A 15,714-nucleotide genomic window follows, 5' to 3' on the forward strand; every position below is an offset into this window, starting at 1 on the left:
TAGCTTCTTAAATATATACCGAGGGGATTATCCTAGAGACGGTCTACAAATAGTGTAAGGAGAGAAAAGAGGAGTTGGTTTGTTAAGAAGGGAGTGCATAGCTTGTTGCAGCCCGGTACATCGGTGTTGAACCTTATTATTACGAACAGCAATAGCAACTGCTTTCTTTGTTCCTACTAAAATGACTAGTTTTTTCCCTCGTGTAATTGCTGTATAGAGTAAGTTTCTATACAGCATCACGTAATGAGAGGTGTGAATAGGAAGAATAATACAGGAGGTCTCACTTCCTTGGTATTTGTGTATGGAAGTAGCATAAGCTGGTATCAGGTCATTGAGTTCTGCTTGCGAATAACTAATATAGCGGCCATCCACGCAAACGATCAAACTCTTTGTAGATAGGTCAATAGAGGTCACATAACCGATATCTCCGTTGAATACCTCTTTATTATAGTTATTACGCGTTTGCATAACGCGATCTCCCGTAGAGAAGGAGTGAAATTTCCCTTGGATAAACAGTTTATTAGGATTAAGTGCTGCTTTTAACTCTCTATTTAGATTGAGTATTCCTAATACCCCTTTTCTCATAGGAGCAAGGACTTGAATATCTTCGGTAAAGATACCAAATTTTTTAGGAACAAAATCCGAAACGAGATGAATGATGTGTTTAATCGCTTCTTCAGGGTCTTCTTTTTGAAAAAATAAAAAGTCTTTTTTCCCTGAAGAGCTGTTGAGAACCGGGAATTCTCCTTGGTTTACTTTATGGGCATTTGTAATGATATTCGAATTTTGCAACTGACGGAAGATTTTCGTTAGGTAGGTTACCTCGATGTGATGGGAAAGAATAAGATCTTTAAGGACATTACCAGGGCCTACGCTGGGAAGCTGGTGCACATCTCCAATTAGAATTAGGATAGCATGATCAGGCAGTGCAGCTAGAAAGCGCTGTAAGAGAATGGTGTCGATCATTCCGGATTCATCGACAATAACAAGATCACAATCAATAGGATCTTCGTGATTCTTTCGAAATGACAAGGTTTTGAAATCATACTGGAGAAGAGAGTGGATAGTTTGAGTACGTTTCCCTGTGATTTCTGTCATACGTTTCGCAGCTTTTCCTGTAGGTGCTGCTAGGATTATTTTCTTAGGGGAGGAGATCTTTTCAAAGATAGAAAGGATAGCACGTGTAATTGTACTTTTTCCTGTTCCTGGTCCCCCAGATATAATATGAATCTTTTGTGAAGAGCTAGCATGAAGAGCTTCTTTTTGTTTTTCTTCTAATTTCAAATCCAGAAGATTTTCAACCTCCAGAATCGCTTCCTGGGTATTGATAGATCGTATTCGTTTAGAAGAAAACAAGAGTCTTCGAATATCAATCGCAATTTGTTGTTCAGCTAGAAAAAGTTGGCGCGACCAAATATAGGTATCTTGTTCGAGTTCCTTGACATAGACTGTCTTCTGGCGTGACAAGAAATGGATTTGGGTACGGATTTCCTCTTTCCGTATGATCTCCTCTGGAGCTTCTTCATTCAACAGTTTTTCTACGAGAACAATAAAATCATTAAGAGGGTAGCAGGTATGCCCTTCTTCTTGAAGTTCATCTAGAGAGTATTGAATTCCAGCAACGATACGATTAGGGGAATTTAGAGGGACTCCTAAGCACGTAGCAATAAGATCAGCGGTTTTAAAACCTATACCGTACATTTCCTTTGCAAGCAGAAAGGGATCTTGACAGACCTTCTCGATCGTTTGATTTTGGTATTTTTTATACAGCCGTAAACCATAATGAATGGCTATTCCATGTCGTTGTAGAAATAACAAAGCATGACGTAGGTCTCTTTGCTCTTGGAGTTGCTTAGAAAAATCTTCGCAGCGGGCAGGAGAAATCCCATCTACTTCTACCAATTTAGAAGGACAGGAATCGAGTACTGTTAACGTGTCTTCCCTGAAGGTTGAGACAATTTTTTGAGCAAGTTTGGGGCCTACGCCTTTGATTTGAGCATTCAGGTAAGCTATGATTCCGGAATCAGGACTATAGGTTGCAGCGGAAGTAAAGTGAAACACTAATGCTCCGCTAGCATCTACACTCCAATGACCTGTTAAGTCTACAGAGGAGCCGATTTTGAACAAAGAGAGCGGGAGATGGCCACAAACAGTTACTAGTGAATTTTTGTAAGGGACTCGTAGGAAGGCGTACCCTGTTTGATCGGACAGGGGATCTTCTGGCAGGATCAGCTCCAAAATACCGGAAAGTTTCTCTTCACAACCCATATCTTTTTAACTCTCTTGGAAGTATTCGATTTTTAGAAAGGCTTAAGTCGGTGTTGGACAGCATTATAGATTCTAATAAGGCTCCGATCGGTATTTTTTATATTTAACCCACAAAAGAAGTCCATGGAAAAATGAAACTTTCTCAGAATGTTTTTAGAGGATTTAAAGCGATTTGGTAGGCAAAAAGCAACCTTTAAAATACAAACAGAATCGCTTTAAAGAGGATTTTGAAAATCGGTATTAAAATTTAGTTTGCGTCGGATTCCGTGGTTATAAGAGTTTCTGAAGGAGTTTCTTGTTCACTGGCTTTTTTCTGAGCTAGAAGGAGACAGAGACTAGCTCCTAACATCAGAAAGAACCCTAAACCTTCTTGGAAAGATGGCATTTCTCGTTTACATAGGTAAGAAAGAATCCATCCAAAGATGGGCTCAAAGATAAGAAGAGCCCCTAAAAGAGCTGTAGACAGATGAAGAGAAGCTTTGTTCCAAGCTGCGATAGCTCGCGAAGAGGAAAAAATCCCCATAGCAGAGCAAAGAACGATGAATAGGCATCTTTCGGAAAGAGGGGTATGAAATAGAAAATTACGAGTGACATGGGTAATACCGAAAGTATCTCCTAAGATAATTAATGGGAGACAGATGATGAGAGAGCTGATCCCTAGCATATGGCACCATGTGTCGGGGGAGATTTCAGAATGTTGCTCGAGAAAGTCATGGTTACAGATGATGTATCCAGCCCAAATGCTAGTCGCTGCTGTGACACATCCCAATCCTAAGAGGTAGAGAGGCAGAGAAGAACTGGATTCGGATTGGAATTCGGAGACATTCGACAGAATGATTCCAACTACAATGATGCCACTCATACTTAAAAGAAATGAGTAAGAGAGCATCTTTTTCTTAATATTGGAATAGAAGAGAATGGCAATAGGGGCTAACCCAGCAATGATCACAGTCACTGCAGATCCTGAATAACGTACAGCTTGTGCGATACCGAAATAATAGGCTATGTTAATAAGAAAGGCCCACAGGATGCCTTTTTTCCAGAGGAAAAAGGGAACTGTTTTGAAGATATTAGAACGTTTATACAGAATAGTGATCAGTGAACAGATTCCGAAAACGGAGTAGCGGGTCAGCACAATATCTAGGTCAGCAAAGTTCCCTAGCATACTAGGGATCACGAAAACCATTCCCCAGTAGAAGCAGGCTAGGAGGCTATAGAAGACTCCCAAAGGTGTATTACGAGAAGAGGACATTGGATGAGGGGAGGACATCATGCTTAAAAGGCTCTCCAGCTTAAAAATTGCGCTCTAAGAAATTACTAAAATAGAGGACTTACGAGAACGAAAGTCAGATAAAGACAAAAAGAGTTGGTAAAAAAAAGCCTCTCTTTTTTCTCCTCTTCGTTTGAGGGAGCTTTAGCCCGAAAGGACCATTACAGGGCAATTATATTCCCATAAAGATTTTTCGTAAACAGTACCAAGAAGGGCTATTTGCTGTTTTGAGTAAAGATTTTAAACTATTTTCATAAATGGTTTGAAGTTCCTTATAGAATCAGAGTTGATAAAGCGTTTTTTTTGGTATAATGAGAAAAAGCTTTTTGTAAGGCAAAGAGATGAAGCGTATCTTAGTGTATTCGGATAGAGGAGTTTCTCCTTACTATTTGCGCCATACTGTTCGCTGGTTGAAGCAGGTAGCTGCTCCATTCCAGATGGAGGTATGTCGCGTGAATGGACGTTTCTTGATTCATGAGCCTCTTTGGGAAGAAACAACCCAGCTTCTTGTAATTCCAGGAGGTGCTGATGTACCTTATCATAATGTGTTGCATGGACTGGGGACAGCGCGTATCGATAACTACGTAAGAGAGGGAGGCTGTTACCTAGGTATTTGCGCAGGAGCTTATTTTGGTTGCGCGCAGTTTGAATTTCTAGAGCCTACAGGATCTTTATTTGTTGCTAAGCGAGATTTAGGTTTTTTCCCGGGAGCTGCTAATGGTCCTGTTTATGAAAGCGCCTTTTCTTATACAAGTTCCTCTGGAGTTTTAGCCGCTCCACTAGTTTTCGCTGATTTTCCTGGAGAGAGTTTCTCTCTTTTTAATGGGGGATGCTGTTTCGAAAATGCGGAACATTTCCCCGAAATATGCATCGAGGCGCGCTATAATAATCTTCTTGGAAAACCTGCAGCTATTGTCTCCAGACGCCTCGATAAGGGGCTAGTCGTGCTTTCTGGTCCTCATATAGAGTACCTCCCAGAGTTTTGCTCCTTGCAAGAAGATAATGTTATTCAGGCGAGAGAGCAAATTGCAGCGCATTCTTCGAGTCTAGAGGAGTACAAGCAGTTCTTAATCCATCGCCTATTGAGTAATGTCGTCGAGCACGTTTTGTATTAAAATGCTCTCACCTCTTTGAGGATGTGCTTCCTCAGCATCAAATAAGAACGGTTGCACTTGTCCTAGTAGACCCAATTTATCTTCCTCTTCTAATCCAGAAATAATAATGGTGGTTAGTGCTGTCTCGCTAACAGGTCGTACAGGAGATAGGATACGCATATTCGATACATTACCGGGAAGCGTGTAGTGTTGCTTTTTCATGAATAGAGTAAAGAAATCTTCATAATCCAACGGGAATATGGGAGCGAGTTTCTTAGTTCTCCAATCCGCAACTTTTGTATAACGCAACTGTTCTAAAGCGCAGAATAGTGCTAGCAACTCTAGAGTGCGTGCTTTTGGTGTGTGCAGAGGAGTTTTGAGGGGTTCTAGCAATAAAATCTCATTAGATAGGTTGTGTTCTATGATCTGTGCATAATGACTAAAGAGTTTTTTAAAGAGCTCTTCTTGTTGCAGCTGCTTGCTTTCCTGAATAGAAATGAAGAAGGTTTCATTTCCTGTATCATAATGTTGTTGTAGAACTCCTTCTTTGGCTTCGCGCATAACAGGATTGCCGGAAGGTAATTGGTGTGCATAACCCACTCGACAGGTGAGAGCATTGGACTTGATGAGATGGGTATGTAGCGTTTCAAAATCCAGAGTGGATAGTGTGAGGGAGAAAGGCAAACTGGAGTGCGATAGGATAATGGTTCGAGGTTGCCCTGAATCCGAAGGGATGATTTGTGGTGTCCAGTCTGTAAAAGCTGCAGAAAGAAGCTTTTCTGGGTGATCAAAGAAAAACTTTTTATATTTAGGAGAGGCACCCTTGAAACATTCTTTTAAGCCAGGATTGGGGTATAGGCTTGAAATGCTTTTGGATTCCGTTTTTAGAAAATCAATGAGAGAAGATGAGAGAGAGGGGATGGATTTTACATACGACATCAGATGTTGAATTCCGTAAGGGATGAGCTTCTGACACCCAAAAAAACTAACCACGGAAACAAGCAGAGCAAAGCAAAGTCCGGAGGCTATGAAAGCCGGCGGGCCAGCAAAAAGGAATCCACACGATGCGATGAATCCTATAATTAAGGAAAATAACACAGAAAAAATCACAAAAGCTTTGGTTGTTATCTTTTCAGCAACCAAAGAGAGAACTTGTTTAAAAGAAGTCTGTAGGGTGTGACATTCTATTGGGAACATAGATGGTTAATCCTCTCTAAGAGTGCAATGCAACGCACTTTTCATAGGGACTTTTCGTATTTCTGAGGCCTCAATGATGCCAAAATTGAGGAGTTTAGAAAAGTCGCCTCGGACAGTATACTCCCTTGGAGCTTTTTTAGTATTTGGGCTTTCCTGTATTACGAGAGTGGTCGATAGAATTTTTTTTAATTTTAGCTGAATTAGAACGCTATTTCGCGGTGCAGTTGGTCTACCACCAAGAGTTGCAAACCAATTGAGGGTGAACGGGAAAAATGAATAAAAAAGGACGAGAGAGAGACAGGGACTATCTTGAACTCCATTTAGCAGAAAAAAAGGTATTTTCAAAACAAAAAAAGACTCCATCACCTTAACGATGATAAGAAGAAACTACGGATAATGTTTGGGATCTATAAGAGAAAAAAAAGACTCCGGAGGATGGGTTCGAACCAACGACCAATGGATTAACAGTCCACTGCTCTACCGCTGAGCTACTCCGGAACAGTTCAAGCTACATTCTGCATGAGAAGGTAATAAAAAGTCAAGCAATTGCGAACAAGGTTTTTATTTTCGATGATTTCTTTTCGTTTTTTGAGAGTTCTGGAAGCAGATTTTTTCATAACCTTTAGGCACCAAACCTAGTTTATGAATAAGTGCTAGCTCAATAACTTTCGGATCATCCCAAGAAGCTAGATGGGTGCTCAACTCTTGCTGTTTCTCGAGAGCTTCTTTTAAATGGGATTTTAAATGAAACATGCGCTGCTGTAATCGCAGCTCTTGTGTACATAGTTGGGAGATGGCTCTGTCATAGACAAAACCACCTCCAAGAAGACAAAGAATAAGCCACCAAGAACGAATGACACATTCTTCCATATACCTGAACCAAGAAGTCTGTTTCTTACTTGCCATACTCATCCAGGAAACATAGGGTTAAACAAACGGAATAGTAATCCCTTGTTGTTTTTGATATTTCCCTTGGCGTTCTGCATAAGATACATCACAAGTAGCATCTCCTTCAAAGAAGAGCACTTGCGCGATCCCTTCATTAGCATAGACTTTCGCTGGAAGTGGAGTAGTATTGGAAATCTCGATAGTTACGTATCCTTCCCACTCAGGTTCAAAAGGAGTGACATTCACAATCAATCCACAACGTGCGTAGGTTGACTTCCCAATACACACAGTAAGGACATTACGAGGGATACGAAAATATTCCACGCTGCGAGCTAAAGCAAAGGAGTTAGGAGGAATAATACAAACATCATCCACGATGGAAATCAGCGCATCTTCTGTAAAACATTTCGGATCGACAAGTGAATTGTACACATTGGTGAAGACTTTGAATTCTCTCGATATGCGTAGATCATACCCATAACTTGACAAGCCGTAGCTAATGAGTTTTTCTCCAGTCTCTGGATGCAGTTTCACTTGACTGTCTGCAAAAGGCTCTATCATACCTTCTTCGATTGCCATTTTGCGAATCCAGTTATCTTCCTTAATCCCCATAAATTCTCTCGACTGTTTGTTATCTATATTTCTAGGAAAAGACTTTAGTTAGAAAAAAAAGAGATAAAACTCTCAACACTACAGCATGTGCAATTGTATGAAAAGACGCAACTTTTTAATGCCTTTGTGCAGAGGTTTTTTTCTTTAAATAGTCTTTTATATAGAGAAAAAGAAGGATTAGAGATAGGGGAATCCCTCTTGACTTCAGCCGCTGGAGGATGTCAAAATACGATTTCTTGATTTGGATTAGCGAATAAATAACTACTATTGCGAATACTTATATGACTCATAAAATTTCTGTTTTACATCAGGATAAAAAGTTTGATTTTTCTTTAAGGCCAAAGAAACTAACAGAGTTTTGTGGGCAAAAACAATTGAAAGAACGATTGGATTTATTTCTTCGAGCTGCTGTCCAGCGGAATGAAGTCCCCGGACATTGTTTATTTTATGGTCCCCCAGGTTTGGGTAAGACTTCGCTAGCACATATTATGGCTAACACGATAGGAAAAGGCTTGGTAATTGCTTCCGGGCCGCAGTTGTTAAAGCCTTCCGATCTCATAGGACTATTGACCGGTCTACAAGAGGGAGATATTTTTTTCATTGATGAAATCCATCGCATGGGGAAAGCTGCTGAAGAGTATCTCTATCCTGCCATGGAAGATTTTAAAGTAGATATTACCTTGGATTCAGGTCCCGGAGCTCGCTCAGTGCGTCTCGATTTAGCTCCATTTACTTTGGTAGGTGCGACCACTCGCGCTGGAATGTTAAGCGAGCCTTTGCGTACGCGTTTTGCTTTTACTGGGCGTGTAGATTACTATACTGATGAAGATCTTGTTTCCATTCTTTCTCGTTCCTCTCAGTTGCTCTCCATAGAAGCCAATCAGGAAACTCTATTAGAGATTGCTAGAAGGGCTCGAGGGACACCACGTTTGGCTAATAATTTACTTCGATGGGTGCGTGATTTTGCTCAAATGCGAGAGGGAAATTGTATTAATAGCGCCGTAGCAGAAAAAGCTTTAGCTATGTTATTAATAGATAACTTAGGGTTAAACGAGATTGACATTAAGCTTCTCTCCGTGATGATTGATTTTTATCAAGGAGGCCCCGTTGGAATGAAAACGCTCGCAATGGCGGTAGGGGAGGATGTCAGAACTCTGGAAGATATGTACGAGCCCTTTTTGATTTTGAAGGGTTTGGTTCAGCGAACCGCAAGAGGACGGGTTGCAACCCCTTTGGCATATGAACATCTTAACAGGAACCCTAAGGACAGGTGGGGAGAAGAATAAAGTGAAAAAATTAAATCTACTCGTACTGCTAGGAGTTTTTTGTGGTGTAAGCGGTGTTGGAGATGCAGATGTTAAAGTATCCGATGCCCTATCGCAATCTATTCTTGTCGAACCAAAAATCCGAGTTCTTTTGCTCAGTGAAAGTACTACAGCTTTGATTGAGGCTAAGGGAGCTTTTTCAGTATTCGGAGATGGTGAGCTTTTACGGGTTTCTTCTCAAGGACAACGTTGTGCGGCGCATGCTTTGTATGGAGGCATTCGTTGGGGAGAGAATTATCCCAACGTTGAGTGTCTAAAAATCGAACCTCTTGATGGAGCAGCCTCGCTGTTTGTTGATGGTATTCAATACAAGGGTGCTATCTATATTCATAGAACGGATCGCAGCTGTTTGTTCATAGTGAACGAGCTCGCGGTAGAAGACTATCTAAAGTCCACTCTTTCCGTAAAATATTTGAAGGAATTAGATAAGGAAGCTTTGTCAGCTTGTGTGATTTTAGAGAGAACGGCTCTTTATGAGCGTCTTCTTGCTGGAAATTCTCATAGCTTCTGGCATGTCAATGCTCAAGAGGATCGTTATGGAGGATTTGGTGTTACGTCGCAGTTTTATGGTGTAGAGGAGGCTGTAGACTGGACCTCTCGATTGGTTCTCGATAATCCGGAAGGGCTAGTGTTTAATGCAGACTATCTATTGCGAGCAAATGTAGACCGCTTAGCTATAGAAGGCTACAATGCTCGGCAGATTTTAGAAAAATTCTATAAAGATGCAGATCTCGTAGTGATTGAGTCTTGGGAAGATGATTGTAAAGGTGCTTAGAGGCATATCCCAAGAAGCTTGGTAGCAAAAAGACCCATCTCTAATGAGCTGGGTCTTTTTTTTATCTAGATTCCAAGGAGGTTTTTCTTCTGCTGATGGCTACCAAAGAGCTATAAGGTTCAAGAGAGAGTTTGGGAGATAATATCTGAGAAAAGAATCCTGTTGTGCTATCTACAATTTTTTCATAGGCCAAATGTTCTTTTCTAGGTTTAGGTAAAGAGATCTCAATACGTTCATTCCCACTATAAAACGCTACGAATAAACTGTAGTTCAGGTGTTTCAACTCAAAAGCTAGATAATGATCGGCTCCCCACTCTCTGGGAGAACCTTTTGTATTTAGCCAGACAATCGTATCTTCTGATAAGAAAGAGGTATTGAATAATTCGGTATAAGCTTTGCGCAGAGCAATGACTTGGCATAAGAAAGAAAACAGTTCTTTCCTTTCAGCTAATCGATCCCAAAGAAAGTAATTGATCTTTGTGTCTAAGCACCAGTGATTATTATTTCCATAAGCTGTGTGCCCATATTCATCTCCGGATTGTATCATGGGAATTCCTTGAGATAAAAAGAGAGCAAGAAAGAAGTTTTTCATTTGGCGTTCACGTAGAGCGCAAATGGTGGGATCTGTCGTTTCTCCTTCGCAGCCAAAGTTATAGCTGTAGTTTGCTGAAGTCCCATCACGATTGTATTCACCATTCTCTTCATTGTGCTTATCGTTATAGGCAACAGTATCGTAGAGTGTGAAGCCATCATGAGAGCAGATATAGTTAATCGAGTTCGTAGGTTTCCCATTGGGATAGATGTCATGAGATCCAGATATTCGTGAAGCAAAGGAACTTACTTGATGAGCATCTCCATTCAGGAAGGCTTTTACATGGTCACGGTAGCATCCATTCCACTCGCTCCATCGGGTTGATATAGAGGGGAAGTGTCCAAGCTGATACAAACCTCCAGCGTCCCAAGGTTCAGCGATCAGTTTAGTTTCTGATAAAATGGAATCAGAGGATATAGCTTGCAAAATGGGGGTTAAAGGGAGAGGGACTCCTTGTGGATCTCTAGAGAAGACTGAGGCTAAATCAAAACGAAATCCATCTACGTGCATTTCCTGTACCCAGTACCGCAAAGCATCAAGAATCCATTTCAGAGTAGTAGGGGTGTTGGTATTGACTGTATTACCACACCCGGAGAAATTCATGAGATCCCCATGATCATTGACCATATAATAGGATTCTAGATCTATCCAGGGAAGAGGGCAGCTTGTGCCTTCAAAGCCTGTATGATTGAAAACGACATCGAGAATGACTTCGATTCCCGCACGGTGTAACGCTTTGACAAGAGTCTTGAACTCTCGGGCCGGAGCGCAAGGGTCTGCCCCATAAGTATAACGGCGAGAGGGGCAGAAAAAATTCACCGAAGAATACCCCCAATAGTTACATAGGTGGGGGAAGTCCTGATTTTTAAATGGATGGACGGTTTCATCGAATTCGAAAATAGGAAGGAGTTCAACTGCATGAACGCCTAGTTGTTTGAGGTGGTCTATTTTTTCGATAATACCAAGGAAAGTTCCAGGATGGGAAACCTGGGAAGACGGATCTCGGGTGAATGACCGAACATGCATTTCATAAATGAAGTAATTTTCTTTTGGAAGGTGCAAAGGAGTGTCGCCTTCCCAGTCAAAATCCTCATGTTTCAGGTAACTAAATGCGTAATCCTTTTCTTGTTTAGGGGATCCAAATAGTTGAGGGGAGTAGATATTCTTAGAATAAGGGTCTGCGATGTAAGAATCTGTAGCAAACTTTTGAGAGCTCAAGTCTGTACCACGTAGTTTATAAGCATACGACCATTCACTAGAAATGCCTGCAATTTCGATATGCCAGATGGCTCCAGTCCTGTGGTCGGTAGAAGATAGAGGAATTTCATGAATTTCAGAAAGAGGGTCTAATAGTACAAGAGTAACCTGCTGGGCTTGTGAAGAAAATAGAGAAAAACGGTAGCGATCAGCGGAGAGCTTTTTGGCTCCTAGAGGTAAAGGGATAGTGGAACGAACAGACAAAGATTCCATAAAAACTAGAACAAGTAAGTTTAATAAAAATCTAACCGAAGAAATGAAGAGAAGAGAGGGGCTTAAACACAAAAGGAAGAGAGACCCTCTTCCTTTTGTTGTATGATAGCAAAACTTTTATGCACGGATTCCTGCTGGAGGAGGTTGAATTCCTCCGCCACCCCCTTGAGGCATTTGTGGCATGGTATCAACAGTGGGTTCTCGTCCAGCGCTGATATCAGAACAAACAGTTCGCCATTTCACAACGGTTTCAATAAAAAGCTGTGCAAAAGCTTTGAGTAGGTTGGTCTCTGCATACTTCATGTCTAACACGCAGTGCATTAAGATCAACTGTTCCTTAGTAGCGACTCCTACCCCTCCACCAGCCATTTGGCCTCCGAGCATAGAGCCTTCTAACAACTTCTCATATAGAGCTAACTTTCTTTGCGGATTGTCTGGCAGTCCGTCAAGAAGAGGTGCGTAAACATAAAGGCGATCAGAGTGTTCTTCGTAGGTCAGGTGAAGAGAAAACTCCCCATCAACAAACAAAATGCACGTATTATTCTGATCGAAGGCCACGTCGGGGAGTTTAAGCTCTTTAGCAAAATTTTTTAGATTTTCCTCAGCATTCTGCCTGGACATGAGGGAATCTCCTTCGTACTGTTTTTTTTAAACCTAGCATAAGCAGGTTTGTTAGTAAATGATTAGAGCCGCGATCAGGTGATTTGCTGTTAGGCAAGGCCTTCCTATCGAGGCTGGTGCGACATCCCTCTTCGGAGTTTCCTAATCAACTAGGTCGTCTAGCTGGTAGGAAAATAAGAAGGCGCAAGCTCATTCCCTTCGGTCTATTATGTGTTGAACGTACGCTTCTAAAACACGCTTTAGTTTCGGTAAACTTAATCTAGCCGTAGATCCAACTAGGGGACATTGTCACAGGATATTTTTTTTGGTTATTTTCCGCAATACTCTATAGAGAATACTTGTATTCACGAAAAAATCGGTCCTAGTGTACAGTTTTCTCTGAAGATAAAGAGGTTCCGAAGGGACGTCTTTTATTTGAAAAAGAGAAATTCACAGGAAGTTTCGTATAGATAGGATGGTTTTTTATGTTGTTCGGATATTTGGTAGGATTTCTAGCTGCCGATCCTGAAGAAAGAATGACATCCGGAGGTAAACGGGTTGTTGTTTTACGTTTGGGTGTAAAATCTCGTGTAGGATCTAAAGATGAAACAGTGTGGTGCAGATGCAATATCTGGAACAACCGTTATGATAAGATGCTTCCTTATTTGAAGAAAGGTTCTTCAGTCATTGTTGCTGGAGAGCTTTCTTTAGAAAGCTATGTAGGTAGAGACGGTTCTCCACAAGCTTCTATTTCTGTAAGCGTAGATACATTAAAATTTAATTCCGGATCTTCTCGTCCTGATGCTAGAGGTTCAGATGAAGGTCGTCAGAGAGCTAATGATAATGTCTCTATTGGATTTGATGGAGAAAGTTTAGATACAGACTCTGCGCTTGATAAGGAAGTCTATGCAGGGTTTGGAGAAGACCAACAGTATGCTAGTGAGGATGTTCCTTTTTAGTTGCAACTCACAAGCCGTTCCTTTCAGGCCCCTTTAGAAGAGATTTCTTTTCGGTAACAGGGGCCTATTCTATTCATTTGATTCAATCCCATATCTTAAGAAGCTCTTGAATCTTCTTGTCTATGGAGTAACAGAGCTTATTTGCTAAAAAGACTACTCTTTCCTATAGTCCTTTTTTTCATCTCGGAATAATGTAGAGATGAAAACCATGTTGTTTTGCTTGTTCTGGCCTTTTCTACTGCAGAGAATGGGTCAGGCCGCCAGCTTGAGACGGAAATGAGCAAAACGCGTTCTACTGGTGTTTAATTATTGACTCAATCGATTCAACAAAGAGGTTATTGTGGTATTACTCTATTCTCAAGCGAGTTGGGATAAACGATCGAAAGCGGATGCTCTTGTTCTTCCTTTTTGGATGAAGAATTCTAAAGCTCAAGAAGCTGCGGTTGTTGATGAGGACTACAAGCTTGTCTATCAAAACGCATTATCCAATTTTTCAGGGAAGAAAGGGGAAACGGCTTTTCTTTTTGGAAATGATCACACAAAAGAACAAAAAATTGTTCTTCTTGGTCTAGGGAAGAGCGAAGAAGTATCCGGAACAACCGTTTTAGAAGCCTACGCTCAGGCTACTACTGTCTTAAGAAAAGCTAAGTGTAAGACTGTAAATATTTTACTCCCAACAATTTCACAGTTGCGCTTCTCCGTAGAAGAGTTTTTAACGAACTTGGCAGCAGGGGTGCTATCTCTGAACTATAATTACCCAACCTATCACAAAGTGGATACGTCTTTGCCTTTCCTAGAGAAAGTGACTGTAGTGGGTATTGTCTCTAAGGTAGGGGACAAGATCTTTAGAAAAGAAGAGAGCCTATTTGAAGGGGTATATTTAACTAGAGATTTAGTGAATACCAATGCAGATGAAGTCACTCCAGAAAAACTTGCTGCGGTAGCAAAAGGTCTAGCAGGGGAGTTCGCGAGTCTGGATGTAAAAATTCTAGATAGGAAGGCGATATTAAAAGAAAAAATGGGATTGTTGGCTGCTGTTGCCAAGGGCGCTGCTGTTGAGCCTCGGTTTATTGTTCTGGATTACCAAGGTAACCCTAAATCTAAAGATAGAACCGTACTCATTGGTAAAGGGGTAACATTCGATTCCGGAGGACTAGATTTGAAACCTGGGAAGGCAATGATTACCATGAAGGAAGACATGGCTGGAGCGGCTACCGTTCTAGGAATTTTTTCTGCTTTAGCTTCCTTAGAGCTTCCGATCAATGTGACCGGGATCATTCCAGCTACAGAGAATGCGATTGGATCGGCTGCCTATAAGATGGGAGATGTATATGTTGGAATGACCGGCCTTTCTGTAGAAATTGGCAGCACTGATGCGGAAGGGCGTTTGATTTTAGCCGATGCCATCTCCTATGCTTTGAAATATTGTAATCCTACCCGCATCATTGATTTTGCTACCTTGACGGGTGCTATGGTTGTTTCTTTAGGAGAATCTGTGGCTGGATTTTTTGCAAATAACGACGTGTTGGCAAGAGATCTGGCAGAAGCTTCATCAGAGACCGGGGAAGCTCTATGGAGAATGCCTTTGGTAGAGAAATATGACCCGGCACTTCATTCAGATATTGCAGATATGAAAAATATCGGCAGCAATCGTGCAGGATCGATTACTGCAGCGCTATTTTTACAACGTTTCCTCGAAGACAATCCAGTAGCATGGGCACATTTGGACATTGCAGGTACTGCTTACCATGAAAAAGAAGAGTTGCCTTACCCCAAATATGCAACAGGATTTGGTGTGCGTTGTTTAATTCATTATATGGAGAAATTCCTATCTAAATAGTTATTGTTTAGCGATATTAAATAATGTGTGTGGTTAGTTTTTAATAAAAATTAAAAACTAACCATTTTTTATTAAAGTTTTTCATTCTCACTGTCGATAGATCAAATAAGTAGTAGTTACCTGTCTAATTAGGGGAATGAACATGTTGGGAGTACAAAAGAAACGCAGCACAAGAAAAACTGCTGCCAGAAAGACTGTAGTACGTAAGCCTGCCGCTAAGAAGACGGCAGCTAAAAAAGCTCCAGTAAGAAAAGTTGCAGCTAAGAAGACTGTAGCTCGCAAAACAGTAGCTAAAAAAACTGTAGCAGCTCGTAAGCCTGTAGCTAAGAAGACGGCAGCTAAAAAAGCTCCAGTAAGAAAAGTTGCAGCTAAGAAGACTGTAGCTCGCAAAACAGTAGCTAAAAAAACTGTAGCAGCTCGTAAGCCTGTAGCTAAGAAAGCAACAGCTAAAAAAGCTCCAGTAAGAAAAGTTGCAGCTAAGAAGACTGTAGCTCGCAAAACAGTAGCTAAAAAAACTGTAGCAGCTCGTAAGCCTGTAGCAAAAAGAGTAGCTTCAACAAAAAAATCTTCCGTAGCAGTAAAAGCTGGAGTTTGTATGAAAAAACATAAACATACTGCAGCTTGTGGACGTGTAGCTGCTTCTGGTGTAAAGGTTTGCGCTTCTGCAGCTAAAAGAAAAACGAATCCTAACCGTTCTCGTACAGCTCACAGCTGGCGTCAACAATTAATGAAATTAGTCGCTAGATAGTCGTATCGCTTTCGATGATTTTCTAAGTAGCCGGGAATAAGAATTCTCTTTTCCCGGTTTTTTGTATTTATTGGCT

Annotated in this window: 15 protein-coding genes and 1 tRNA gene; 7 read left to right on the forward strand and 9 right to left on the reverse strand. The window is 41.1% G+C overall.

Annotation, left to right across the window (positions count from 1 at the left end; translation table 11 throughout):
- Positions 1-27: 27 nt before the first annotated feature.
- Positions 28-2,268: an SF1B family DNA helicase RecD2 gene (locus CTA_RS00170; RefSeq protein WP_011324530.1), complete on the reverse strand. Its 2,241-nt coding sequence runs from the start codon at positions 2,266-2,268 to the stop codon at positions 28-30.
- A gap of 247 nt (positions 2,269-2,515) precedes the next feature.
- Positions 2,516-3,541, reverse strand: coding sequence for a DMT family transporter (locus CTA_RS00175; protein WP_010724992.1), 1,026 nt, complete (start codon positions 3,539-3,541; stop codon positions 2,516-2,518).
- Between the two features lie 338 nt (positions 3,542-3,879).
- On the opposite strand from CTA_RS00175, the gene CTA_RS00180 reads away from it, so the two are divergent.
- Entirely contained in the window at positions 3,880-4,653 is a 774-nt protein-coding gene (locus CTA_RS00180) for a BPL-N domain-containing protein (protein ID WP_010724993.1), read from the forward strand.
- Here the strand turns inward: CTA_RS00180 and CTA_RS00185 are convergent.
- The 5 genes from CTA_RS00185 to dcd form a co-directional block, all read right to left on the reverse strand.
- Positions 4,618-5,829 carry a hypothetical protein gene (locus tag CTA_RS00185; protein WP_009871383.1) on the reverse strand — a complete coding sequence of 404 codons (1,212 nt, stop codon included), beginning with the start codon at positions 5,827-5,829 and terminating at the stop codon, positions 4,618-4,620. The genes CTA_RS00180 and CTA_RS00185 overlap by 36 nt on opposite strands.
- Before the next feature lie 6 nt (positions 5,830-5,835).
- Positions 5,836-6,192, reverse strand: coding sequence for a hypothetical protein (locus CTA_RS00190; RefSeq protein ID WP_010724995.1), 357 nt, complete (start codon positions 6,190-6,192; stop codon positions 5,836-5,838).
- Between the two features lie 63 nt (positions 6,193-6,255).
- A tRNA-Asn gene (locus tag CTA_RS00195) sits at positions 6,256-6,327 on the reverse strand.
- Between the two features lie 63 nt (positions 6,328-6,390).
- Positions 6,391-6,741: a hypothetical protein gene (locus CTA_RS00200; protein WP_010724997.1), complete on the reverse strand. Its 351-nt coding sequence runs from the start codon at positions 6,739-6,741 to the stop codon at positions 6,391-6,393.
- Between the two features lie 15 nt (positions 6,742-6,756).
- The gene (gene dcd / locus CTA_RS00205; RefSeq protein WP_009871386.1) at positions 6,757-7,329 is read right to left on the reverse strand and encodes a dCTP deaminase; all 573 of its coding nucleotides are present in this window, start codon (positions 7,327-7,329) and stop codon (positions 6,757-6,759) included.
- 87 nt (positions 7,330-7,416) lie between these two features.
- On the opposite strand from dcd, the gene CTA_RS00210 reads away from it, so the two are divergent.
- Genes CTA_RS00210 through CTA_RS00220 form a run of 3 tightly spaced genes read left to right on the forward strand, consistent with a single transcriptional unit; the run spans position 7,417 to position 9,429 of the window.
- Positions 7,417-7,569, forward strand: a complete 153-nt coding sequence (locus tag CTA_RS00210; RefSeq protein WP_009871387.1) for a hypothetical protein — start codon at positions 7,417-7,419, stop codon at positions 7,567-7,569.
- 41 nt (positions 7,570-7,610) lie between these two features.
- Entirely contained in the window at positions 7,611-8,615 is a 1,005-nt protein-coding gene (gene ruvB, locus CTA_RS00215) for a Holliday junction branch migration DNA helicase RuvB (RefSeq protein ID WP_009872338.1), read from the forward strand.
- A 1-nt stretch (position 8,616) separates the two neighbouring features.
- Positions 8,617-9,429 (forward strand): SpoIID/LytB domain-containing protein, encoded by an 813-nt coding sequence (locus tag CTA_RS00220; RefSeq protein ID WP_009871389.1) that lies wholly within the window; start codon positions 8,617-8,619, stop codon positions 9,427-9,429.
- 61 nt (positions 9,430-9,490) lie between these two features.
- On the opposite strand, the gene CTA_RS00225 is transcribed toward CTA_RS00220, so the two are convergent.
- Entirely contained in the window at positions 9,491-11,491 is a 2,001-nt protein-coding gene (locus CTA_RS00225; protein WP_011324532.1) for a glycogen debranching protein, read from the reverse strand.
- A gap of 117 nt (positions 11,492-11,608) precedes the next feature.
- The gene (locus tag CTA_RS00230; protein ID WP_009871391.1) at positions 11,609-12,112 is read right to left on the reverse strand and encodes a type III secretion chaperone Slc1; all 504 of its coding nucleotides are present in this window, start codon (positions 12,110-12,112) and stop codon (positions 11,609-11,611) included.
- A 464-nt stretch (positions 12,113-12,576) separates the two neighbouring features.
- Here CTA_RS00230 and CTA_RS00235 point away from each other — a divergent pair, with 464 nt between their 5' ends.
- From CTA_RS00235 to hctB, 3 genes are all read left to right on the forward strand, one after another.
- Positions 12,577-13,050, forward strand: coding sequence for a single-stranded DNA-binding protein (locus tag CTA_RS00235; RefSeq protein ID WP_009872341.1), 474 nt, complete (start codon positions 12,577-12,579; stop codon positions 13,048-13,050).
- A gap of 340 nt (positions 13,051-13,390) precedes the next feature.
- Positions 13,391-14,890 (forward strand): leucyl aminopeptidase, encoded by a 1,500-nt coding sequence (locus CTA_RS00240; protein WP_011324533.1) that lies wholly within the window; start codon positions 13,391-13,393, stop codon positions 14,888-14,890.
- Between the two features lie 142 nt (positions 14,891-15,032).
- On the forward strand, positions 15,033-15,638 hold the full coding sequence (gene hctB / locus CTA_RS00245; protein ID WP_043020548.1) for a histone H1-like DNA-binding protein Hc2: 606 nt from the start codon (positions 15,033-15,035) through the stop codon (positions 15,636-15,638).
- Positions 15,639-15,714 lie beyond the last annotated feature (76 nt).

Origin of the sequence: Chlamydia trachomatis A/HAR-13 (genome assembly GCF_000012125.1) — a bacterium.
GTDB lineage: Bacteria > Chlamydiota > Chlamydiia > Chlamydiales > Chlamydiaceae > Chlamydia > Chlamydia trachomatis.

What these genes read in the sequence shown, in the direction of transcription:
- CTA_RS00200 (WP_010724997.1), bottom strand. Translation starts at nt 6,741, where the DNA reads ATGAGTATGGCAAGTAAGAAACAGACTTCTTGGTTCAGGTATATGGAA.
- CTA_RS00235 (WP_009872341.1), top strand. Translation starts at nt 12,577, where the DNA reads ATGTTGTTCGGATATTTGGTAGGATTTCTAGCTGCCGATCCTGAAGAA.
- CTA_RS00225 (WP_011324532.1), bottom strand. Translation starts at nt 11,491, where the DNA reads ATGGAATCTTTGTCTGTTCGTTCCACTATCCCTTTACCTCTAGGAGCC.
- CTA_RS00180 (WP_010724993.1), top strand. Translation starts at nt 3,880, where the DNA reads ATGAAGCGTATCTTAGTGTATTCGGATAGAGGAGTTTCTCCTTACTAT.
- CTA_RS00170 (WP_011324530.1), bottom strand. Translation starts at nt 2,268, where the DNA reads ATGGGTTGTGAAGAGAAACTTTCCGGTATTTTGGAGCTGATCCTGCCA.
- hctB (WP_043020548.1), top strand. Translation starts at nt 15,033, where the DNA reads ATGTTGGGAGTACAAAAGAAACGCAGCACAAGAAAAACTGCTGCCAGA.
- CTA_RS00230 (WP_009871391.1), bottom strand. Translation starts at nt 12,112, where the DNA reads ATGTCCAGGCAGAATGCTGAGGAAAATCTAAAAAATTTTGCTAAAGAG.
- dcd (WP_009871386.1), bottom strand. Translation starts at nt 7,329, where the DNA reads ATGGGGATTAAGGAAGATAACTGGATTCGCAAAATGGCAATCGAAGAA.
- CTA_RS00175 (WP_010724992.1), bottom strand. Translation starts at nt 3,541, where the DNA reads ATGATGTCCTCCCCTCATCCAATGTCCTCTTCTCGTAATACACCTTTG.
- CTA_RS00190 (WP_010724995.1), bottom strand. Translation starts at nt 6,192, where the DNA reads ATGGAGTCTTTTTTTGTTTTGAAAATACCTTTTTTTCTGCTAAATGGA.
- ruvB (WP_009872338.1), top strand. Translation starts at nt 7,611, where the DNA reads ATGACTCATAAAATTTCTGTTTTACATCAGGATAAAAAGTTTGATTTT.
- CTA_RS00185 (WP_009871383.1), bottom strand. Translation starts at nt 5,829, where the DNA reads ATGTTCCCAATAGAATGTCACACCCTACAGACTTCTTTTAAACAAGTT.